Annotated in this window: 17 protein-coding genes; 11 read left to right on the forward strand and 6 right to left on the reverse strand. The window is 71.7% G+C overall.

Annotation, left to right across the window (positions count from 1 at the left end; translation table 11 throughout):
* Positions 1-20 precede the first annotated feature (20 nt).
* Positions 21-1595: an ATP-binding protein gene (locus tag G4D85_RS41945; RefSeq protein ID WP_164019888.1), complete on the reverse strand. Its 1575-nt coding sequence runs from the start codon at positions 1593-1595 to the stop codon at positions 21-23.
* Positions 1596-1736: 141 nt separating this feature from the next.
* Here G4D85_RS41945 and G4D85_RS41950 point away from each other — a divergent pair, with 141 nt between their 5' ends.
* Positions 1737-2477 carry a Uma2 family endonuclease gene (locus tag G4D85_RS41950; RefSeq protein ID WP_164019889.1) on the forward strand — a complete coding sequence of 247 codons (741 nt, stop codon included), beginning with the start codon at positions 1737-1739 and terminating at the stop codon, positions 2475-2477.
* Positions 2478-2481: 4 nt separating this feature from the next.
* On the opposite strand, the gene G4D85_RS41955 is transcribed toward G4D85_RS41950, so the two are convergent.
* Entirely contained in the window at positions 2482-4338 is a 1857-nt protein-coding gene (locus G4D85_RS41955) for an ABC transporter ATP-binding protein (protein WP_164019890.1), read from the reverse strand.
* 9 nt (positions 4339-4347) lie between these two features.
* Positions 4348-5316 carry a universal stress protein gene (locus G4D85_RS41960; RefSeq protein WP_240359820.1) on the reverse strand — a complete coding sequence of 323 codons (969 nt, stop codon included), beginning with the start codon at positions 5314-5316 and terminating at the stop codon, positions 4348-4350.
* 566 nt (positions 5317-5882) lie between these two features.
* Here G4D85_RS41960 and G4D85_RS49065 point away from each other — a divergent pair.
* Positions 5883-6041, forward strand: a complete 159-nt coding sequence (locus tag G4D85_RS49065; RefSeq protein WP_205525941.1) for a hypothetical protein — start codon at positions 5883-5885, stop codon at positions 6039-6041.
* Positions 6042-6245: 204 nt separating this feature from the next.
* Here the strand turns inward: G4D85_RS49065 and G4D85_RS41965 are convergent, their stop codons facing one another.
* On the reverse strand, positions 6246-6437 hold the full coding sequence (locus tag G4D85_RS41965) for a CsbD family protein (protein WP_164019891.1): 192 nt from the start codon (positions 6435-6437) through the stop codon (positions 6246-6248).
* A gap of 381 nt (positions 6438-6818) precedes the next feature.
* Between G4D85_RS41965 and G4D85_RS41970 the strand changes: the two genes are divergently transcribed.
* The gene (locus G4D85_RS41970; protein WP_164019892.1) at positions 6819-8594 is read left to right on the forward strand and encodes a methyl-accepting chemotaxis protein; all 1776 of its coding nucleotides are present in this window, start codon (positions 6819-6821) and stop codon (positions 8592-8594) included.
* 14 nt (positions 8595-8608) lie between these two features.
* Here the strand turns inward: G4D85_RS41970 and G4D85_RS41975 are convergent, their stop codons facing one another.
* On the reverse strand, positions 8609-9466 hold the full coding sequence (locus G4D85_RS41975) for a hypothetical protein (protein ID WP_164019893.1): 858 nt from the start codon (positions 9464-9466) through the stop codon (positions 8609-8611).
* A 325-nt stretch (positions 9467-9791) separates the two neighbouring features.
* On the opposite strand from G4D85_RS41975, the gene G4D85_RS41980 reads away from it, so the two are divergent.
* Positions 9792-10382, forward strand: a complete 591-nt coding sequence (locus tag G4D85_RS41980; RefSeq protein ID WP_164019894.1) for a head protein — start codon at positions 9792-9794, stop codon at positions 10380-10382.
* 9 nt (positions 10383-10391) lie between these two features.
* On the opposite strand, the gene G4D85_RS41985 is transcribed toward G4D85_RS41980, so the two are convergent.
* A complete protein-coding gene (locus G4D85_RS41985) occupies positions 10392-11996 on the reverse strand; it encodes a phytoene desaturase family protein (protein WP_164019895.1) in 1605 nt (534 codons plus the stop codon).
* A 201-nt stretch (positions 11997-12197) separates the two neighbouring features.
* Here G4D85_RS41985 and G4D85_RS41990 point away from each other — a divergent pair, with 201 nt between their 5' ends.
* The 7 genes from G4D85_RS41990 to cheB all read left to right on the forward strand — a co-directional run bounded on the left by G4D85_RS41990 (position 12198) and on the right by cheB (position 21764).
* Complete coding sequence (locus tag G4D85_RS41990; protein ID WP_164019896.1) at positions 12198-14030, forward strand: CHASE domain-containing protein; 1833 nt, start codon at positions 12198-12200, stop codon at positions 14028-14030.
* Between the two features lie 134 nt (positions 14031-14164).
* Positions 14165-14638, forward strand: a complete 474-nt coding sequence (locus G4D85_RS41995) for a chemotaxis protein CheW (RefSeq protein ID WP_164019950.1) — start codon at positions 14165-14167, stop codon at positions 14636-14638.
* Positions 14635-16323 carry a CheR family methyltransferase gene (locus G4D85_RS42000; protein ID WP_164019897.1) on the forward strand — a complete coding sequence of 563 codons (1689 nt, stop codon included), beginning with the start codon at positions 14635-14637 and terminating at the stop codon, positions 16321-16323. The genes G4D85_RS41995 and G4D85_RS42000 overlap by 4 nt, the downstream gene beginning before the upstream one ends.
* Complete coding sequence (locus G4D85_RS42005; RefSeq protein WP_164019898.1) at positions 16323-16925, forward strand: chemotaxis protein CheW; 603 nt, start codon at positions 16323-16325, stop codon at positions 16923-16925. The genes G4D85_RS42000 and G4D85_RS42005 overlap by 1 nt, the downstream gene beginning before the upstream one ends.
* Positions 16922-18565 carry a methyl-accepting chemotaxis protein gene (locus G4D85_RS42010; protein WP_164019899.1) on the forward strand — a complete coding sequence of 548 codons (1644 nt, stop codon included), beginning with the start codon at positions 16922-16924 and terminating at the stop codon, positions 18563-18565. The genes G4D85_RS42005 and G4D85_RS42010 overlap by 4 nt, the downstream gene beginning before the upstream one ends.
* Positions 18565-20706: a hybrid sensor histidine kinase/response regulator gene (locus G4D85_RS42015; RefSeq protein ID WP_164019900.1), complete on the forward strand. Its 2142-nt coding sequence runs from the start codon at positions 18565-18567 to the stop codon at positions 20704-20706. The genes G4D85_RS42010 and G4D85_RS42015 overlap by 1 nt, the downstream gene beginning before the upstream one ends.
* Positions 20703-21764, forward strand: coding sequence for a chemotaxis-specific protein-glutamate methyltransferase CheB (cheB, locus tag G4D85_RS42020; protein WP_164019901.1), 1062 nt, complete (start codon positions 20703-20705; stop codon positions 21762-21764). Before G4D85_RS42015 ends, cheB begins: the two co-directional genes overlap by 4 nt.
* The last annotated feature ends 65 nt before the right edge of the window (positions 21765-21829 follow it).

The following is a 21829-nucleotide window of genomic DNA, read 5'->3' on the forward strand; positions in this document are numbered from 1 at the left end:
ACAACGGGAGTATGCCCGACTCATGCCCGCAGCACGGTAACCTTGCGGCCCGAGGGCGACTGGGCCTGCTCGAAGCGCATCCGGGAATCGGCGTCACCTGATTCACGCCGACGGTCGAAGATGACGAGCACGCCCTCATCGAGGCTCAGCTGCTCCAGGTACTCGTCGAGCTGCGCGAGCCCCCTGGGCAGCGGGTCCTTCTCCCCTTCCCGCCACACCTTCAGCTCCATCGCCTGTCGCTGCCAGCGGCGCTGCCCCGCCTCCGTATAGGGCCAGCGCACCAGCAGGTCGATGCGTCCCCTGCCCACGCCGTACTCCCAGTCCACGAAGCCACCGCCGTTGACCACCCGGTGGAGGAACGCCATGAGCACCAACTGAGACGCGACCTCGTGGTACGAGAGTCCGGCGGTCAGCACCTCTCCATGCTCTCGCCAGAACGCGGCGAACTCGCGGAGCAGGCGGCCGAAGTCCAGCCGGCCATCTGGCAGGACGAAGTTCCTGGGCTCGGCCTGCACCTGCAGCTCGGCGTCCCCTGCGAGCACCCGGGCAATCACCTCGTTGTAGATGGGGTTCGCGATTCGCACCGGGTTGTCCGGCGCGAGCAACCCCAGGTCCCGGGCGTACTGCACGTCATCCTGGTAGCTGTCGCCGGAGGTCAGCATGCCGGCCAGCACGGGCTCGAGCACGCGACGGATGCGCGGCTCATGCAGGCGCGCCACCAGCGAGTCGAGGTGGGTGACGCGGGCGTAGATGAGCCGCTCCTTGGCCGACTCCACGTGGTCCGCGGTGATGGGCTCGCTGAGAGGTACCGCCATCTCCTCGGTGATTTCCCGAGCGATCGCATTGACCAGCCAGGGTTGTCCGGCCGTCAGCTCGAAAGCGCGCACCAGGGCCTGCTCGGTGAAGGGCTGTCCGGTCTCCGTGGTGTGCTGCTTGTAGAGTTCTTCGACTTCAGACTGGTCGAAGTCACCCAGCCGCAGTGACTTGAGCTTGATGTTGAAGGGGCTCGCCATGCCGAACCGGTCTGCATCCCCACCACTGGCGGCCTTGCAGTCGCGCACGTCTCGCAAACCACAGAGGATGACGGAGGCAGGGAAAGCACCGGGGCGGCTCGGAAAACCACTGCCCAGCTGGCGCAGGACGCTGATGAGGCTCTGCCCACGCAGGGCGTCTATCTCATCCAGGAAGAGCACCAGCGGGCGCGGGCAGGCGCTCGCCCACGCGGAGAGAGCGGTCCCCAGGAGCAGGCTGTCCGGTACGTCGGGAAAGGGCGGCGGTTGCAGTTCCGTGGGCAGGAAGAGCCCCGCGTTGAGCCGCAGGTTGGCCAGGATGGCCCGCTGCGCCTCGCCGAAGTCGTCGCCCGCCGCCTCGCCCACTTCGCAGGAGGAGTAGAGCGCGGCGTAGCGCCCGGCAGCCGTGAGTTCCTCCGCCAAGGCCCGGGTGGCAGTGGTCTTCCCTGCCCGCTGGAGCGCGTGAACCATGAAGTAGCCCAGTTGGTCCAACGGTTCAGACACCACGGGGAGTCGACGCTCGGCGGCAACCATGTAGTGCCAGTCCGGGCGGCACGGGCCCGCTGTGTTGAAGCGGCGCGGCATGGACACTACCTGTAATCGGCGAGGTAACGGTGTTGCCTGCCTACCCTAAAGGTAGTACCGAGGACACGAAATAGAACCTACCTGCGCCAATTCGGACGCGCTCCATGCTTCTTCTCTTCCGGCACGCTGCGGGAGCGAGTCATGTCCAAAGAGGGTGGCCATCCCGGGGACAACCCGCATGCTGAGTTCCCCATCTCCGAGGCGACTCAGCCAGAAGGTGACGCTCACTACGATGCCAGGTCACGAACCCGCGAAGTGCTCGGCAGCTTCTTCTCGCGCCTTGGCCGCAAGGTGTACCTGGCCTGCGAGCTGCCCGTGGACTACCCGGGTGAGCCCATGTTCGCCCCGGACGTCATCGCCGTAGTGGACGTGGAGCCCCACTCGCGCATGCGTTGGACGGTGAGCGCCGAGGGAAAGGGCGTGGACCTCGCGCTGGAGGTGCATGTCGCGGGCGAGCGGCGCAAGGACCTCGAACGGAATGTGGAGCGCTACGCGCGGCTGGGCATCCGCGAGTACTTCGTCTTCGACCTCGGCCGGCTGCGACTGAACGGCTGGCGGCTTGTCGAGGGACTCCGCGCATATCGTCCCATCCTCCCCCAACGCGGTACCTACCACTCGGACGTGCTCGACTTGGAGTTACAGGTCGGGGAGGAGCAACTTCGCTTCTACAAGGGCGGCGCAGCCCTTCCGAATGCACAGGAAGTGATTGCCAGACTCGAACGGCTGGTCGGGCAACGGGAGGCAAGTTGCGCCGAGCTGCAGCAACAGCTGGTCGAAGAAGCTCGCCTGCGCGCGGAAGAGTCCCAGCGCCGCGAGGACGCCGAGCGGCGTCTGGCCGAGGCCCTCGCCGAGCTGGAGCGCCTGCGCGGCGGCAAGCACTGACGCCTCAGTCCCTGTACCCCCGCGCCTGCAACCGGAACAGGTGCGCGTAGCGCCCGTCCCTCGCCATCAGCGCGTCGTGGCTGCCCAGCTCCTCCACCTGCCCGTTGTGGAGCACCGCAATCTGGTCCGCCATCCGCACCGTGGAGAAGCGGTGCGAAATCACAATCGCAATCCGGTCCGCCGCCAGCGCCTGGAAGCGCTCGAACAGCGCATGCTCCGCCTCCGCGTCGATGCTCGCCGTCGGCTCGTCCAGAATCAGCACCTCCGCGTCGTCCCGCATGAACGCTCGCGCCACCGCCAGCTTCTGCCACTGCCCCGCCGACAGCTCCTGCCCCTTCTCGAACCAGCCCCCCAGCATCGTGTCGTACTGCTTCGGCAGCGTCGCAATCACCTCGCTCGCCCCACCCTCCTCCGCCGCTCGCACAATCCGATTCCGGTCCTCCAGCGCCGGCACGTGCCCCAGGCCGATGTTCTCCGCCACGTTGAACTGGTAGCGCACGAAGTCCTGGAACACCGCCCCGAAGCGGCTCCGCAGGTCCTCCACGTCCATGTCCTTGATGTTGACGCCGCCGTAGAGAATCTCCCCCTCCGTCGGCTCGTACAGGCGCAGCAGCAGCTTCACCAGCGTGCTCTTCCCCGCCCCGTTCTCACCCACCAGCGCCAGCTTCTGCCCCGGCTGCAGCGTCAGATTCACCCCGCGCAGCGCCCACGCCTCCTTCCCCGAGTAACGGAAGGACACGTTGCGCAGCTCAATCGCGTTGCCGGGCCCTCGCGGCGGAGACTTCGCCGGCAGCACCCGCGTCGTCTCCCCTCCCGTGGGGATGTCCAGGTACATGAAGAGGTTGCTCATGAAGAGCGCGTCCTCATACATGGACCCGATGCTCGTCAGGATGCCCTGGAACGCCGCCTGTCCCTGACGGAACACGCCCAGGTACAGCACCATGTCGCCCACCGAAATCGCCCCGCTCGCCGCGCGGCCCGCCACATACAGGTAGCAGGCGTAGAAGGCCGCCAGCGACAGCACCCCCAGCCCCAGCCCCCACGCCAGCCGCTTGAAGGCCAGCGCCCGGTCCTCCGAGAAGAACTTCTGGAAGAGCGAGCGATAGCGCCCCAGCACCAGCGGCCCCAGCCCGAAGAGCTTCACCTCCTTCACGTGGTTGTCCCGCGTGAGGATCCACTCCAGGTAGTTCAGCTTGCGCCCCTCCGGCGCCCGCCACGAGTACAGCCGGAAGCCCTCCGCCGCCAGCCGCGCCTCGGCGATGAAGGCCGGAATCGACGCCGCCACCAGCACCACCACGCTCCACGGCGACAGCGCTATCAACAGCGCGGCGAACGTGGACAACGTGATGGCGTTCCGCACAATCGAGAACGCCTGCATCACCAGCGACAGCGGCCGGCTGTTCGCCTCGCGCCGCGCGTTCTGCATCTTGTCGTAGGTGTCCGAGTCCTCGAAGTGGCGCAGCTCCAGCTCCAGCGCCTTCTTCAAAATCCGCTCGTTGAGCAGGTTGCCCAGGTTGGCCCGCAGCAGCTCGCGCGTCAGCGTCAGCCCACGCTCCACCACCGCCGAGCCCAGCATCAGCCCGAACTCCAGCCCCACCAGGCCGTAGACGCGCGAGCGCGCCTCCAGCGAGCCCTGCGCCGCCGCCACCACCGAGTCCACAATCAGCTTCCCCACCCAGGCGATGCCCGCCGGCAGCACCGCCGCCACCAGCGTCAGCAGCCCCAGCAGCACCGCCAGCCGAGGACTGGCCTGCCAGAAGAGGCGAAAGGTGCCGGGGAGCTGCTTGAACAGGCTACCCGTGCTCTTCAGGCGGGCCCGGAGTGACTGCGGAGGAGCGGAAGCGGACAGGGGTGGGGACACGGGGCGCGTTCATAACGCGGACCGGCTGTCCGTGCTCAGCCGCGAACCGGTGTGCCGCGCCACCAACACGTCGCACCCGGCCCGCGCCAGCACCCGCTCCGTCAGCGGTGTCCGGGCGTTCGCCCCCGACATGGCCAGCGCCAGCACGTCCGAGCCCCGCTCCGCCACCTCCGCCAGGATGCCCTCCCCCACCTCCGCGTCACCGCTGCGCACCCGCACCTCCAGCTCGCGCCCCGTCTCCCGGTAGGGAGCGAGGAACCGTCCGAGCGCCACCCGGGCCGTGTACTCGCGCTCCTGCCGGAGGAGCAGCCAGCGCTCGGTGGGCGCCCCCTTCGCTCGCAGCGCTTCCTCTTCGTCTCGCGTGTCCACCACGTGCAGCACGTCCACCGGCGTCGGCGCGGGGCACATCCGCAGCATCAGCTCCAGGGCCCGCCGCGACTCGCGCGAGAAGTCCACCGCCACCAGGGGCCGCGCGTAGGGCTTCACCGGATGCGGCACCACCACCAGCACCGACGCGCCCAGCCGGCGCACCATGCGCCGCACCATGGAGTCCCCCGCCAGCTCCTGCAGGGGGTACGTCACGTGCGGCCGTCCCAGCACCACCAGCTCCGCCCCCAGCTCGCTCGACACGGCGGACGCCGCCTCCACCGGGTCGCCCTGGCGCAGCGCCTCCTGCACGTCCACGTCCACCCGGTGCCGCAGCCGCCGGCACACCGATGACACCGCCTTGCGCAGGCAGCGCTCGCCGGACACGGTGCCTCCAGGGCCGTCATGCCCGTCCAGCCGCGGGCTGGCGTGCATCACCGCGAAGACGCCTCCCTGACCCAGGGGCAGGCGCAGCGCTCGCGCCAGCGCGAACTCGGAGCGCAAGGAGAAGTCCGTCCCCACGACCACCCGCGAGACGCCGCGCTGGCCGCGAAAGTGCCCCGCCGTCAGCAACGGCAGCGCTCCATTCAAATGCTCGTGCGTCCTCATCATCTCGCGTCCCTCCTTCCAGTTCCCTCATCTCTTTAGTGTGCGCGGACCGACGGGGTGACACCCGTTCCCGCGCCGCGAGGGCCCGAGCGCGCCACTGCTCCGCGAGCAGCCGCCATGCTCCAGGTGAGAAGGGACCCGTGAGCAGAAGCTTCAGCGCCTCGGAGGGACGTGCCACCAGGCCCGCCGAGCCGGCGACACCGCGACCGGGCAACCTCCACGGCCCGCTCCCGGGAACAGGGGCCGAAGAAGCAGGGTGTGCATGGCGCGTCGCGTCCGGCTGGGACGCGGCTGCACGAGTGCCACTTCGCGAAGTCGGGCACGTGCGTCACACGGTGGACGGGCACCCTGAAAAAACTCCTGCGCGGTGGCTCGCGTATCACACCTGGGCGCAGAACGCCGTGCATGGGCCAACGACGGTTGGCGTGCTTGGCACGTCCGAAGGGCAACAGAGCGACTCCGGACGGCCACACGAAGCACGGCCAGCGATTTGCAGAAGAGGTGCGGCGGCGGCGCTCGGGGCAGTGGGCGGCGGGTCGGACGGGAAGCTGAAGAAGGGGGAAGTGCCAATGCGCGGGGTCATCACCGGACGAGAGGTGGTCGCCAACCTGGGGCTCATCTACCGGGAGTTCGGTGCGGGCTGCGTTCTGCGCTGCCTGTGGGTCATGGTCAGCGGGAAGTCCACCACGTTTCTCGAGGTGGCCTGCCCGCCAGTGACGAAGCGGTAGAACGCAACAAGGGCCGCGGGAAGAAGTCACCCGCGGCCCCGCCCTCACTACGATTCAATCATGGAGGCTCGAGGGCCTCACCGTGCCGCCAGGACTGGCGACTGGCGGCCTCACTCAACCCACGCCCAGGCTGGGCGCACATGAGGACGGGCCGCGAGGAAGTTCCCCCGCGGCCCGCCAGGACTGCATCGCTGTCAGGCCGGACTACGGCCCGTTGCCGCGCGGCTTGTCGGGGTCAATCGCATCCTTGATGGCGCGCTTCACGTCCTCGACCTTGCCCTTGAGCTCGCCCTTGGCCGTGTCCTTCTTGCCCTCGGCCTCCAGGTCACGGTCGCCGGTCGCGACGCCCGCGGTCTCCTTGATGCGTCCCTTGGCCTTGTCGGTCCACTCACCCATGACTGGCTCCTTTCGTTCGTGCCGCTGCTGAACAGAAGGTGGGCATGCGGGCGGGGGCGTGCAGTCACCAGGGGCCCGCACGCCCGCCTGCCGGGCGGAGCGCGGCGCCAGGGAGCGCCGCGACGGCCCTCGGCCCGAAGCAAGCCAGCCCCTCGACACGCGCTCCAGAACCAAGCTGACTATTCTCGTTTTGATTGTTTTCCGCCCTCATGAGCAGGCTTCACGGGAAAGCGGAGACGACGCGCCGTGTCGGGCCTCCCGAGCCCTTGGCGCTTCCGCTGTGAGCGAAACCTTCCTGGCGGGTAGTGCATCCGGACATTGACGGGGGGCGGTTCGCACCGCACGCTGGGTCCACTGCCACCCCGGAGACACTGCTTCCCGATGTCGACCCCCTCGCTCCCGTCCCCTGGCGCGCTGCTGCGGCGGCTGTATCTGCTCCGGTCCCTCATCACCACGGTGGCCTTCACCCCCGCGCTCTACGTCGACATGCAGCTGCTCGACCTGAACGGGGACCACGAGCGGAGAATCTTCCTCGGCGTCATCACCCCGCTGGTGCTGGGGCTGTGCGCGGTGGCCCAACCGCTGCTGGTGACGCCCTGGTTGCTGCGGCGCGCGCTGAGCTCGGAAGGGGCGCTCCGGGTGCAGCGGCTGATCCGCATCCCCGCGGCGCTGGCCTTCGGCGAGGCGATGGTGTCGTGGTTCGTGGGCGGCATCCTCTTCAACGGCGGAGTGGCGGTGCTGTTGGACCGGCCGGCGTCGGTGGTCTTCGTGGGCGTGGCGGTGGCGGTCAGCGCGGGCCTCTTCAGCTGCCCGCTGATGTTCATGGCGTTCGAGAAGGTGATGATGCCCACGGTGCTGGACGCGTATGCGCGCGCGCCCACCGCGAAGCCCGCGGGCGAAGGCTTCGCCGCGCGCCAGCTCTGGCTGCTGCCCGCCACCGTCGTCTCCGCGCTGCTCGTCACCTGTCTCACCAGCATCGTCACCCTGCACCTGCGGCTGGAGCGGGGGCTGGGCGCGCTGGCCTCCGACATGAAGTCGCGGGGGGACGTGGTGGCGGCCGAGCGCGTGAAGGCCACCGTGCGCCCGCTCCAGGAGGAGCTGGTGTTGCCGGTGGTGATGTTCGGCGGCTACGCGGCGCTGGGCTCCATCCTCACCGCCGCCTGGGCGGCCCGCCGGCTGGCGAAGGGCGCGCGGGCGGTGGGCACCTCGCTGGAGGCGCTGGTGGACGGCCGCGCCGCGCCGCCGCAGTGGGTGTCCACGGACGAACTGGGCGACCTCGCGGCGAACACCTGGCAGCTCTACCGGCGGCTCCAGGAGCTGCCGCGCTCGCTGCGCTCGTCCGCGGGAGACCTGGCCCAGGCCGGCAACCGGCTGTCCCAGGCCAGCAACCAGCAGAACCAGACGCTGTCGCGCCAGGCCGCGGCGCTGCACCAGGCGCGCGCCACCGCGCAGGAAATCCAGCAGGCCTCCACCGTCACCGCGACCCGCGCCACCAGCATCCTGCGCGTGGCCGAGCGCGCCGCCGCAGTGGGCAAGCTGGGCGAGGAGTCGCTGGCCGGCACCGAGAAGGGGCTCGCCTCCATCCGCGACATCGCCGCCGGGCTGCACGAGCAGATGCAGGACCTGGAGCAGCGCGCCCGCGAGGTGGGCCGCGTGTCCGAGATGGTGAAGGCGCTGGCGGACCAGTCGCACATGCTCGCCATCAACGCGGCGATTGAAGCCACGCGCGCGGGCGAGCACGGCAAGGGCTTTGGCGTGGTGGCGCGGCAGATGAGGGACCTCGCGGACCAGTCCATCCAGGCCACCAACCAGGTGCGCGGCCTGCTGGAGACCATGGCCACCGCCACCCACCAGGCCACGGCGCTGTCGGACCGGGGCGTGGAGGGCGTGGAGACGTCACTGGTGCCGCTGCGCACCAGCGGCGAGCGGCTGCGCGAGCTGGCCGCGCTGTCCCAGGAGTCCGCCACGGCGGTGCGGCAGATTACCGAGGCCGTGTCGCAACAGCACCAGGGCGTGGACCAGCTCTTCGCCGCCGTGCGCGAGCTGGACGAGCTGACGACGGACACGCTGCGCCACCTGGACACCACCCAGCAGGCGGCCACCGCCGTCTCCCAGGCCACCGGCCAGGTGTCGCAGCTGGCCCAGCGCTACGTCTGAGACGCTGTGGAGCCTCAAGTCCGGGGCGCGGCCTCGTCGCCGGGTGACTCCGGAGGCTCCGGCGCGAGCCGCCCGTCCGGCGTCAGCACCGGCGCGCGCAGCAGCACCGCCACCTCGCCCATCAGCGCGGCCAGCCGCCGCAGCCGCTCGCGAGGCTCCGGGCCGTCCTCCTCGAAGCTGGTCGGGTCCAGATACGTGAGCTGCGCCGAGGCCCGCCCGTACACGCCGGCCACCCGCGTCGTCCGGGTCTCCAGCTTCGCGTGCAGCACTCCGAGGAAGCGTGTTGCGTGCGCCAGCGCTCCGGCGGCCTCGTCCAGCGCCAGGACTCGCGCGGCTTGAGCCGTGCCGGGAGCCGTCAGGGCCCACGGCGCCGCGGCCTCGAACAGCGAGGCACCATCCACCACCACCGGCGGCGCGTCTTCATCCAGCCAGCCCCGGTCCAGCCACTTCAGCACGGGGGCCAGGGCCGGAGGCGTCTCCGCGCCCGCGCCGAGTAGCGGCCAGGGACGCAGCGTCGCGCGCGGGGGTGGGTCCAGGGGCAAGGCTCGCAGCGCTTCCCTCGCGTCGGGCTCGAGCACTTCGTCTTCCCGTGCGTACTCCCAGCGCTCCAGCCGCTCCAGCAGCGCGCGGAAGGGCACCACGCCCTCCGCGTGCGCGCGCGACTGGAGCTCGCTCCAGGCCGTGACACCGTCCCTCACCCGGAGACGGGCCGCCTTGAGGGCCGCCAGCGCCTCGCGGTGCCGCTCGCGCGCGGCGCGCACCCTCGCCTCCTCGGGCGTCGCGGGCTCGCCCTCCTCCAGGACCCGCTTCACGCCGAGCCCCAGTGCCGTCAGCACCAGGCCGCCCACCGCGAATGGGATGAAGAAGGGCATGCGGGCCTCCTCGGGTCCGACTGTTCCTCTTATGAAGCGGGGGTCAGCTTCGCATCCTCCGTGCCCCGTCGATACAAGCGAGCCGTCCCCTGGTTGTCAGCCCGTCAGTCCGGCTCGCTGAGAGGGTGTCGTGGACGTTGCCCCTGGACGCAGCGCTTCGACGGGGGACAGCTCCAGTCAGCGCATTTAAGGGGACGGGCATGTTTCCGCGCTTGCTAGCGTGAGGCGGCTCCCCGACCTGGCGTGGTCCCTACATGCGAAGCACCACGACACCGGCAAGAGTCACGGCAGCGCCTTTCGAGCCTTGGATGGCGGAGGCCTCACCATGAAGGACTGGGAGTTCCATTTTCGCGTCCTGAATCTGCTCGGGCGACTCCTGGAGGAGACTGCCTCAGCGGAAGACAAGGAGCGCCTGGAAGCAGCCATGGACGCGCTCAACTTCATCTCTGCTACCGGCCAGTCCCATGACTTCGAAGTCTTTCGCGAGAGCATCAACGACAATGCCCCCCCTCTCGTCATCGCGGCCTTCGATACGAAAGAAAGCGCAGAGACCTGGATGAGGAATCATCCCAGCCCTCCGTCCGGCGCCGAGATTTTGATTGCGGGCGAATACCACTACGTCAATTGTTCACCCGACCTCAAACGCCGCTATATCGTACCCGTTCAAGCTCTCGAGTATTACCTCCGAGAGATGATTGACGATGGGCTCCCTGCGCCGGTAGCCACATTCGGAACGCGGGAGGAAGCCAGGGCCTGGGTCGACAGCCAGCCAGAGCCCCCGCGTCAGGTCGTCATCGTGATTGCAGGCGAGCCCCACCTTGTCGCCTACCACCACCGGGTCAACCTCCGCGCCATCTACCCCCTGTCCAGGGCCGCGGCGCCAGGGTCCATCAACTACTCCGTGGAGCCCGAGTAGCCCCCAGGCTCAACCCGCGCGCGCCCGGGGAGGCGCGGCGCTGCCCGTCGTCGGCGCGGACGGAGCATCGGCAGCGTCGAGCGGCGGCACGTACGGCCAGCCCGGCAGCGGCCCCTTGCCGGCCTCGCGCGTGAGGTAGTCCGCCGCGATGTTGGCGCTCTCCATGATGGTCAGCAGCCCGCTGCCCGGGTGCGTGCCTCCGCCCACCCAGTAGAGCCCTTCGATGTCGCGGTTCTTCACCTTCGGCCGCAGCGGACCCAATTGCAGCCACGTATGCGACAGGTTGAAGACCGCGCCGCGGAACACGTTGAAGTCGTCCCGCCACGTCTCCGCCGTGAAGTAGCGCTCCTCGCGGATGTGCTCGCGCACACCCTTGAGCCCCACCTTCTCCAGCATGGCGGGGATGCGCTCGCGCAGCTTCGCTTCCGTCTGCGCCCAGTCCACGTCCTGGGCCGTGTTCGGTGTGGGCACCAGCACGTACAGCGTGGAGTGCCCCTTCGGCGCGCCGGATGGGTCCGTCACCGACGGGTTGCACACGTAGAAGGGCGGGTCGTCCACGTCCACGTGCCGGTCCTCCAGCGCGTCCCGGTCCGTGCGGCGCGCGGCCTCCGACAGGTAGATGAGGTGGTGCGGCAGGTCCGCGTACACCGTGTCCAGCCCGTAGTACGCCATGAAGGTGCTGCACGAGTACTTCGCCTTGTCCAACGCCGCGTCCGTCAGCCGCGAGCCCTCGCGCGCCTGCGAGGGAATCAGGTTCTGCGCCGCATACGCCAGGTCCGCGTTCACCACCACCGCGTCCGCGTCCAGCACCGTGCCGTCCGCCAGCTTCACGCCCACCGCCCGGCCCGCCTCCACCCGCACCTGGTCCACCGCCGTGCCCATGCGGAAGGTGGCGCCCAAATCTTGCGCACAGCGCATCATCCCTCGCGCCAGCTCGCGGAAGCCGCCCTCCACGTGCCACACGCCGAAGGCCAGCTCCAGGAACGGAATCACGCTGAACACCGACGAGCACGTCGTCGGGTGCAGCCCCAGGTACTTCGACGGGTACGCCAGCGCGTAGGTAATCCGGTCGTCGTGGAAGAAGGAGTCGAGCTGCCGGTACAGCGTCTGCCACGGCTTGAAGCGCAGCGTGGGCGCCAGCCGCCAGGGCGCGTAGTACGCGAGGCTGCCCGCGTTCGTGCAGATGAACTTCGCGTAGGCGATGGCGTACTTCTCCCGCCCCTCCTCCATCCACTCGCGCAGCGCGCCGGCCTTCTCCGGGCCGTACTTCGCCACCTCCGCCTCCATGCGGGGCATGTTCCGCGTGGTGTCCAGGTGCGTGCCGTCCCAGAAGTGCACCCGCGTGTTGGTGTCCAGCGGGACGAGCTTCACGTAGTCCTCGAGGCGCTTGCCGGACCGCCGGAAGATCTGCTCCAGCACGCCGGGGAGCTGGAGGATGGACGGGCCGGTGTCGAGCGCGTACTGGCCCGCATCACCGAGCGTCAGCCCCTTCATCCGCCCTCCGGGCACCGCGTCCTTCTCCACCACGGTGACGCGCAGCCCCTGCCCCGCCAGATTGATGGCGGCCGACAGCCCCCCGGGCCCTGCTCCCACGACGATGACGTGACGCACCATGGCCGCTTCGATGCCTGAACGCGCGGGGCGTTGCAATCTCCGTGCGGTGCTCGGGCGAACGGATGCCCTCCGCTCGTTTCAGGTTGCGGACATGCATGCCGGACGGGACGGAGGGTGGGACTCCCACGGACCCTCCGGCCTGTTTATCGCCCTGGGGTCCCCTATCCCTGTCACCCCGCTTCGTGCTCTTCGCGACACACCGTGCCCGCCCGCCCGACTCCCCACCTGCGCCGTAACGCCGCCGCGTATGGCGCGCTGCTGGTCGGCCTGGCCATCACCGTCGTGGCCGCGCTCTACGTGCAGCGGAGCCTGGAGGACCGACGCAACCGGCGCTTCGATGAGGCGGTCCGCGACGGCACCCTGGGGCTCCAGCAGCGCCTGGACATGTACCAGGCCATGCTGCTGGGCACGCGCGGGCTGTTCAGCAGCAGCCAGCGCGTGGAGCGTGACGAGTTCCACGCGTACGTGGAGAGCCTGGAGCTGCGGCGGCGCTACCCCGGCATCCTGGGCATCGGCTTCGCGCAATGGCTGGAGCCCGGCGAGCTCGAGGCGCACGTCGACCAGGCGCGCCGGGAGGGCCTGACGGACTACCACCTCTGGCCGGAGGGGGAGCGCGCCGAGTACACCGCCATCGTCTTCCTGGAGCCCCTCGACGCGCGCAACCGCCGCGCCATCGGCTACGACATGTTCTCCGAGCCCACCCGCCAGGAGGCCATGCGGCGCGCGCTGGAGACGGCGCTGCCCGCGGCCAGCGGCCGGGTACGGCTCGTCCAGGAGCACGAGGAGGACGCCCGACCCCAGGCCGGCTTCCTGCTCTACGTCCCCGTCTACGAGGCCGCGCCGCCCGCCACGCCCGAGGCCCGCCGGGCCAGCCTGCGGGGCTTCGTGTATGCGCCGTTCCGCATGGGAGACCTGGTGGAGGGGCTGCGCTTCCCGGGCTCCTACGGCACCGTGGACCTCGAAATCTACGACGGGGCTGAGGCGCGTCCCGAGGCTGCCCTCATCAGCTCGCGGAACGGCGGCCAGCCCTGGGAGGAGGGCCTGCGGCTGGGCCTGCGCCGCGAGGTGCCCATCTCGGTGGCCGGCCGGTCCTGGACGCTGGTGTTCACCGCGCGCGAGGCGTTCCTGGAGCGCAATAGCCGGGTGCAGCTCGGCACGGTGGTGTTCAGCGGCCTGCTGGTGACGCTCCTCTTGTTCCTGATGACGCGCGCGCAGGTGAAGGCCCGGGCCGCCGCCGAGGCCGCCAGCGTGGAGCAGCAGCGGCTGGCGAGCGAGGCCCAGGTGGCGGTGCGGGTGCGCGACGAGTTCCTCGGCGTCGCCGCGCACGAGCTGCGCACGCCGCTCACGTCCCTCAAGCTCCAGCTCCAGCTGCTCTACCGCCAGCTGCGCCAGGACGGTCCGGCGGACGCCGGGCGGCTGGAGCGCGGGGTGGCGTCGTGTGAGCGGCAGACGACGCGGCTGTCCCAGCTGGTGGACAGCCTGCTGGACGTGTCGCGGCTGATGCACGGAAGGCTGGAGCTGCGGCTGGAGGCGCTGGAGCTGGGCGAGGTCGTGCACGAGCTGGTGCGCCGCTTCGAGACGGACGCGCAGGCGGCGGGCGTGCTGCTGACGGTGGACGCGCCGCGGCCCGTCCCCGGACGGTGGGACCGGCTGCGGCTGGAGCAGGTGCTGACGAACCTGGTGTCCAACGCGCTCAAGTACGGGCATGGCGCGCCGGTGCAGGTGCACGTGCGTGGCGAGGGAGCGCACGTGTACCTGGAGGTGAAGGACCAGGGCATCGGGATTGCCCCCGAGGACGCGCGGCGCATCTTCGGCCGCTTCGAGCGGGCCGTGTCGAGTCGGAACTACGGGGGCCTGGGGCTGGGGCTGTTCATCACCCGGCAGCTCGTGGAGGCGCTCGGCGGCACCATCTCCGTGGAGAGCCTCCCCGGACAGGGGTCCACGTTCACCGTGCGCCTGCCCGCGACGACGGCCGGCGAGGACGCGAAGGGTGAGGCGGCTGCGTCCGAGCCCTCCCGGGCCCCGCTGCACTGAGGGGCTGGCGGCGGGGCGCACCGTGCGTGCTGGCCTGGAGCGGGCGCCGCGCCCACTGGGCACTGGTGGACACCTGGGCCACGGGACGACATCAGGGTTCGACAGTTCGCACTTCCGTGTCTATGTCCCAGGGCATGGAGCCCGCACCGCGCGAGGTGCTGCTGTTCACCCTGGAAGGGCAGCGCTATGGACTACCCGCCGAGGACGTCCGGGAGCTGGTGCGCGCCGCGCGCCTGACGCCCCTGCCTCGCGCTCCCGCCGTCGTGGAGGGCCTCCTCAACCTCCGCGGTGACTTGCTGCCCGTGCTGGACCTGCGCCGCCGCTTCCGCCACCCACCCCGCCCGCTGTCGCCCCTGGACCACTTCATCGTCGCTCGCGCCGGGACACGCCACGTGGTGCTGCGCGTGGACCGCGCCGAGGGCCTGCGCGTGCTCGCCCCCGGTGAGTGGGATGCCACGCCCCGCGAGCTGCCGGGCGTGGGCTACGTGGCCGGCGCCGCGAAGCTGGAGGACGGGCTCGTGCTCGTCCATGACCTGCGCTCCTTCCTCTCCGAGGCCGAGGCCCTGGAGCTGGAGGCCGCCCTGGCCCCGCCGCCGGAGACGCCGTGAGCTGGGGACCCTGGAGCCACCCTGGCTTCGCCGCCGTGCTCGCACTCGTGGAAGAGCGCGCCGGGCTGGCCGCGCCGAGCTGCCCCGCCGCCGCCGAGGAGGCCATCTCCCGCGCCATGGCCCGCGCCGACCTCGCGGACTTCGAGGCCTACCGGGCCCGGCTCGCCGAGGACTCCGCCGCGCTCGATGACCTGCTCATCGAGCTCACCGTCGGAGAGACGTACTTCTTCCGCACCCCCGAGCACTTCGAGCACCTGCGCCGCGTCGTGCTGCCGGAGCTGCGCGAGCGGCTGGGGCCCGAACATGCCGTGCGCGTGTGGAGCGCGGCGTGTTCCTCGGGCGAGGAGCCCTACTCACTGGCGGCCCTGCTCCAGGCCGAGGGCTGGGGCGAGCACATGGCCGTGTATGCCACCGACGTGTCGCGCGGCGCGCTCGCCCGCGCCCGGCAGGCCGTCTATGGCGAGTGGTCCCTGCGCGGCCCCTGGGCGGACCGCATGCGCGCCCACCTGCGCGTCGAGGGACGCAGGTACCTCCTGTCCCCCGAGGTGAAGCAGCACGTGCGCTTCAGCTACCTCAACCTCGCGCTCGACACCTGGCCCTCGGCCGACAGCGGCCTCTGGCGGCTGGACGTCATCTTCTGTCGCAACGTCCTCATCTACTTCAACCGCGCCACCATCGAGGCCGTGGCCCGCAGGCTCCATGACGCGCTCGCGGAAGGGGGCTACCTCTTCACCGGCCCCTCGGACCCGCCGCTCGGAGACCTGGCGCCCTTCGAGCCCGTCCTCACCGAGTGGGGCGTCATCTACCGGCGGCCCCGGCACGGCGCCTCGGTAGCCGTCCCCTCCCCTTCCCTCGTGGCGACGCCCGAGGCGCGAGAGCCCACCGGGCCCGCGCGCGCGGAACGAGGCGCGAGGCCCCCGGCTCCCACCAGCGCAGGCTCGGGTGGGAGCGAGGTGCACGGGCGCCCTGGCTTCCCGCCGGCGACTCCGGGCGCCGCGGCATCCCGCTCGGGCCCGGGAACGGATGTTCCCTCGGGCGCCGCGACTGGACGCTCGGAAGGAACGAGCCCGGTGGCGCGTGACGGTGGCGTGGCAGGCTCCGTGTCCCGTCGCTCCGGGAACGCGACACCCGTCCCGCTTCCGTCCCAGGCACGCGGCGCCCACCACGCTCCGGACGTGGAGGCCCTCACGGCTGCGCGGCGGGCCCTGGCTCGCGGCGACTGGCGCGAGGCGGCACGACGGCTCGGCACCCAGGATGAGGACCCGGCCACCGCCATGGAGGCCGTGCGCGCCCTGGCCAACCTGGACGCCCACGCCGCCGTGGACGCCTGCGCCGAGACCGCGGCGCGCCACCCGCTCGTCGCCGGACCGCGCTACCTGGAGTCCCTGCTGCTGCTCGGCCAGGGCCGGCTCGCCGACGCCGAGCGCGCCGCCCGGCAGGCGCTCTACCTGGAGCCCTCGCTGGTGGTGGCCTGGCTCGTCCTGGGCCGCGTGCTGCGCCGTCGGGGCGACACCGCCGGCGCCCTCAGGGCCTGGCGCGAGGCGGAATTGCTGTGCGCCGTCCTTCCCCCGGAGGCCCCCGTCCCCCTCGCGGACGGCGAGCGCGCGAGCGGGCTGGCCGCCGTGGCGAGCGGTGAGCGGACTCGACTGGAGGCGGCCCTGGCCGTCGGTGAGGAGACCACCTGATGCCGGGGTCTGGCGGAATCGACTGGGAGGCGGCACGCGCGCGCCTCGCCCGGCTCGCGGAGGCGGCCGGGGAAGCGAGCACCCTCGCGCCCGGAGAGGCCACGGCGCTCCTCGACGCCCGCGCCAGGGCCCTGGCCCGCGCGCCCGCTCCCGAGGCGGAGCCCGGCACGCTGCGCGAGGTCGTCCGCTTCCGCACCGCCGGCCAGCGTTACACGCTGGAGTCCCGCTTCGTGCTGGAGGTGGTGCGCGCACCGGAGGTGGTGCCGCTGCCGGGCGCGCCGCCCGCGCTGCGCGGCCTCACCCTGCTGCACGGCGAGGTGCTGCCGGTGGTGGAGCTGGCGCCCCTCTTCGACCGCGCTCCGGCCGAGGCCTCGGGCCCGCTGCTCGTCATTGGCGCGGGACGGCCCGAGCTGGGCCTGCGCACCGAAGAGGTCGAGGAGGTCACCCTGCTGCGGGGGCGCGCGCTGCTGCCTCCACCCACCACCGTGGACACCCCGCTGGTGTCCGCCGCGGAGGAGGACGGCACGCTCGTGCTGGAGGGAGAGGCGCTGCTGGGTGACAGTCGCCTCGTGTTCGATTTGTCCGACGAAGGAGTTGTATGAGCATCGGGAACCGCATCGCACTCGGCTTCGGACTGTCCCTGCTGGTGCTGCTGGTGCTGGCGGGCGTGGCCTTCCAGGGCGCCAACCAGCTCACGGAGAGCACCCAGGGGCTGCTGACGACCCATGAGAATGTCAGCGCCATCCGCGAGGTGCGCACCCTGCTGACGCAAGCGGAGTCCAGCCAGCGCGGCTTCCTCCTCACAGGGGAGGAGCCGTACCTGGGGCCGTACCAGCAGGTCATCACCACGCTGAAGGAGGACGTAGCGATGCTCCGGGAGGCCATGGCGGACCGCCCCCAGCAGCGGGCGCGGCTGGCCCGGCTGGAGCCCGCCCTCATGGAGCGGCTGGACCGGCTGGCGGAGGGCATCCGCGTTCGCCGTGAGCAGGGCCTGGAGGGGAGCTCGAAGTACATCAAGGTGGGCGAGGGCGAGCGGCTCATGAGCCAGGTGCGGGAAATCAGCGAGGAGATGCTCCTGGCCGAGCAGCAGCGCTGGGATGAGCACTCGGCGGACGCCAGGGCCATGGCCCAGCGCATCGTCTGGGTGCTGACCCTCTGCGCCGTGCTGGGCCTGGCCATCGTCGCGGTGGGCAGCTACTTCATCACCCGGAGCATCACCGTCCCGCTGCAGAAGCTGATGGTCGGCGCCGAGCAGCTCGGCCGCGGCCAACTGGAGCACCGCATCGACGTGCGGGGCGGCGACGAGGCGGCGGAGCTGGCGCGCGCCTTCAACGAGATGGCCGAGCGCCGCCGGCAGACGGAGGCCCAGCTCGCGAAGCAGGCCGAGCAGCGCGAGCACACGCTGAAGACGGTGGCGGAGTTCGTCAACCAGCTCGCCGGGGCCAGCTCGGAGATTCTCGCCAGCACCACGGAGCAGGTGGCCAGCGCCCAGGAGCAGGGCAGCGCGGTGACGGAGACGGTGAGCACCATCGAGGAAATCACCAAGACGTCCGAGGAGGCCGCGGGCCGCGCCCGGGCGGTGAGCGACTCCGCCCGCCACGCCGAGGAGGTGGGCCGCGGCGGCCGGCGCGCCGTGGAGGAGGCCGTGTCCTCCATGGGAGTCGTCCGCGAGCAGGTGGAGTCCATCGCCTCGCGCATCCTCGCCCTGGCCGAGCAGGCGCAGGCCATTGGGGACATCATCACCACCGTCAACGACATCTCCGAGCAGACGCACATGCTGGCCCTCAACGCCTCCATCGAGGCCAGCCGCGCCGGGGAGCAGGGCCGCGGCTTCGCGGTGGTGGCCGCCGAGGTGAAGGCGCTGGCGGACCAGTCCAAGAAGGCCACCGGCCAGGTGCGCCAGATTCTGGGGCAGATTCAGAAGGCCACCCACGGCGCGGTGATGACCACCGAGGAGGGCACCAAGAGCGTGGCGGCGGCCACCCGCATCGTGTCCGAGGCGGGCTCCAACATCCAGACGCTGTCGGACCTGCTGGCCCAGGCGTCGCTGACCGCGGCCCAGATTGCCGCCTCCGCCAACCAGCAGGCCACCGGCATCGCCCAGATTCGCCAGGCGATGCACGACGTGAATCAGGCCACGCAGCAGGCCCTCCAGTCCTCGCGGCAGACGGAGCGCGCCATGCAGGACATCAACGGCATGGGCCAGAAGCTCAAGGGCCTGCTGGGAGAGTACGGGCGCTGATGGACCGGGACAGGCTGGCCCAGGCACTGCTGGCCACGTTCCTCGAGGAGCTCGAGGGGCATGTGGCCTCGCTCAACCGCGAGCTGCTCGCCCTGGAGCGCGAGACGGCACCGGCGCGCGCGGCGGAGTACGTGGCCTCGCTGCTGCGCACGCTGCACAGCGTGAAGGGCGCGGCGCGCGCGGCCAGCGCCACCCTGGTGGAGACCGCGTGCCACCGGATGGAGGAGGTGCTGGAGCGCGTGCGCGACGAGGGCGCGGGCACGCCCGACGTGTACGAGCTGTGCTTCACCACCGTGGACGCGCTGGACGACGCGGGACGGCGGCTGGCCGCGAAGCAGGACCTGGCCGGCTCGCCGCTGGAGGCCCTGCTGCCCCAACTGGAGCGCGTCGCCGCACGCCCCATGCGTCCCGCCGCTGCGGCCCGTGTCGCTCCGGCGATGCCCGCCGAGGAGCCCGCTCCGCCGCCGGAGCCTCCGTCCTCCGTCGCCCCCGGGGCCGAGACGCTGCCGGTGCGCGTGTCCGCGCAGAAGCTGGACGCGCTGCTGGCGCGCAGTGGCGAGCTGCGGGTGGCGACCCTGCGGCTGGAAGGCAGGACGGACGCGCTGGAGTCCGTGCGCGAGGCGCTGGCCCAGGCCCGCGAGGCGGTGCGCGGGACGGTGGGCGAGGCGGCGCTGCGGCGCGCGGAGACGGAGCTGGCGCGCGTGGCGCGCGAGCTGGCCGCGGACCGCCGCGCCCTGGGGGGCGTGGCCACCGGCCTGGACGACGAGGTCCGCCGCGCGCGCACCCTCTCCTTCCTGGAGGGCTGTGAGGGGCTGGAGCGCGCCACTCGCGACGTGGCGCGCAGCCTGGGCCGCGCGGCGCGGCTGGAGATTCAGGGCGGAGCGCTGGAGCTGGACCGCTCCCTGCTCCAGGCGCTGCGCGAGCCGCTGCTGCACCTGGTGCGCAACGCGGTGGCGCACGGCCTGGAGGCGCCGGAGCAGCGGCGCGCGGCGGGCAAGCCGGAGGAGGGACGCGTCCTGCTGACGGCGCGCCTGCGGGGCAGCCGGGTGCAGGTGACGGTGGACGACGACGGGCGGGGGCTGGACCTGGACGCCCTGCGCGAGCGGGCGCGGGCGCGGGGCCTCGACGTGCCCGAGGACGACGCCGAGACGGCGCGGCTCGCCTTCCTGCCCGGCCTGTCCACCGCGACAGAGGTGACGCGGGTGGCGGGCCGTGGCGTGGGCCTGGACGTGGTGCGCACGCAGGTGGAGGCACTGCGCGGCACGGTGGAGGTGACGACGCGCCCGGGCCACGGCACCGGCTTCGTCCTGGACGTGCCCCTCACCCTGAGCACGCTGCGGGTGCTGCTGGTGTCCTCGGGTGGGCAGACGCTGGCGCTGGCCAGCGAGAGCGTGGCGCGGCTGGTCCGCGTGGCGCCCGGCGAGGTGCGCGAGGTGGAGGGGCGCCCCACCTGGGCCTCGGGAGATGCCCTGGTGCCGCTGGCCTCGCTGGCGGACGTGCTGGGCCTGCCCTCCGGGCCTCCGCGCGCGCGGCGGGGCGCGGTGGTGCTCGCCGCCGGCACCGCGCGCGCCGCGCTGGTGGTGGACGAGGTGCTGTCCGAGCAGGAGGCGCTGGTGCGCTCCCTGGGTCCCCGCGTGCGCCGGGCCCGGCACGTGTCCGCCGTGGCGGTGCTGCCAGACGGGCGGATGTCGCTCCTGCTCAACCCGCTCTCCCTCGTGCGCGCGGCGGGAGGCCGGCCCTCCACCGCGCTCTTCCCCGCCCCGGCCGCCCAGCGGGCGAGGCGCCGCGTGCTGCTGGCGGACGACTCACCCACCACGCGCGCGTTGGAGCAGAACATCCTGGAGGGCGCGGGCTATGAGGTGGTGGCGTGCGTGGACGGCGCCGAGGCCTGGGAGCGGCTCCAGGCGGGCGGCGCGGACGCGCTGGTACTGGACGTGGAGATGCCACGCATGGACGGCTTCTCGCTCACCGAGGCCGTGCGCGCCTCCCCCCGCTTCTCTCGGCTGCCGGTGGTGCTCGTCACCGCGCGCGGCAAGCCCGAGGACAAGGCGCGTGGCCTCCAGGCCGGCGCCAGCGCATATCTGGTCAAGAGCGCGTTCGACCCGACCAGCCTGCTGGAGACGCTGAGACGACTGCTATGAGGAACGACCCGTTGCGAATCGTCGTGGCCGAGGACTCGCCCACCGCCCGGCGCCTGCTGGTGGAAATCCTCCGTGCCGACCCCGGCCTGACGGTGGTGGGCGAGGCGAAGGATGGCGTGGAGGCGGTGGAGCTCGTCCAGCGCGTGCGGCCGGACCTGGTGACGATGGACATCCAGATGCCGCGCATGGACGGCCTGGACGCCACCCGCCGCATCATGACGGAGGTGCCCACGCCGGTGGTGGTGGTGTCCACCCTGGTGGAGCGCGACATCCAGACGTCCATGGCCGCGCTGCGCGCCGGGGCGCTCGCGGTGCTCCAGAAGCCCGTGGGCCCGGAGTCGCCGGACTTCGACGCGGAGAGCCGCCGCCTGCGTGACACCCTCAAGGCCATGGCCGAGGTGAAGGTGGTGCGCCGCTGGCCGGACCGCGTCATGGCGCCGGTGGTGCCTCCCGTGCCCACCCCGCCCCAGGCCCTGCAGCGCCCGGCCTTGGTGGCGCTGGCCGCGTCCACCGGAGGCCCGGCCGCCCTCCACCGCGTGCTGTCCGAGCTGCCAAGGGACTTCCCCGTGCCGCTGCTGGTGGTGCAGCACATCGCCCTCGGCTTCAGCCAGGGCTTCGCCACCTGGCTGGGCACCGCTGGCCCCCTGCCCGTGAAGGTGGCCGAGGACGGCGAGCTGCTCCAGGCCGGCCACGTCTACCTGGCGCCGGACGACCGGCACCTGGGCTTGCATGCCGAGGGACGCGCGGAGGTGACCCGGGGAGCGCCGGTGCATGGCTTCCGCCCGTCCGCCACCTGGCTGTTCCGCTCGGTGGCGCGCGCCCATGGGCCCCGCTCGCTCGCCGTCGTCCTCACCGGCATGGGCCAGGACGGCCTGGAAGGCGTGCGCGAGCTGCGCGGGGCGGGCGGCTACGTGATGGCCCAGGACGAGCCCACCTCCGTCGTCTACGGCATGCCGGGCGTGGTGGTGGGCGCGGGCCTGGCACACGAGGTGGTGCCACTGCCCTCCATCGCATTGCGCCTGTTACAGGGTGTCCGGACAGGTATTCCGATTCCCTGATCCAGAATATCGGCTTCTGGAAACTCTCCTCGTATGACACCCCTCCGGGATGGCGCGCCTTTTCC

It is taken from the genome of Pyxidicoccus trucidator (genome assembly GCF_010894435.1).
Taxonomy (GTDB): Bacteria; Myxococcota; Myxococcia; order Myxococcales; family Myxococcaceae; genus Myxococcus; species Myxococcus trucidator.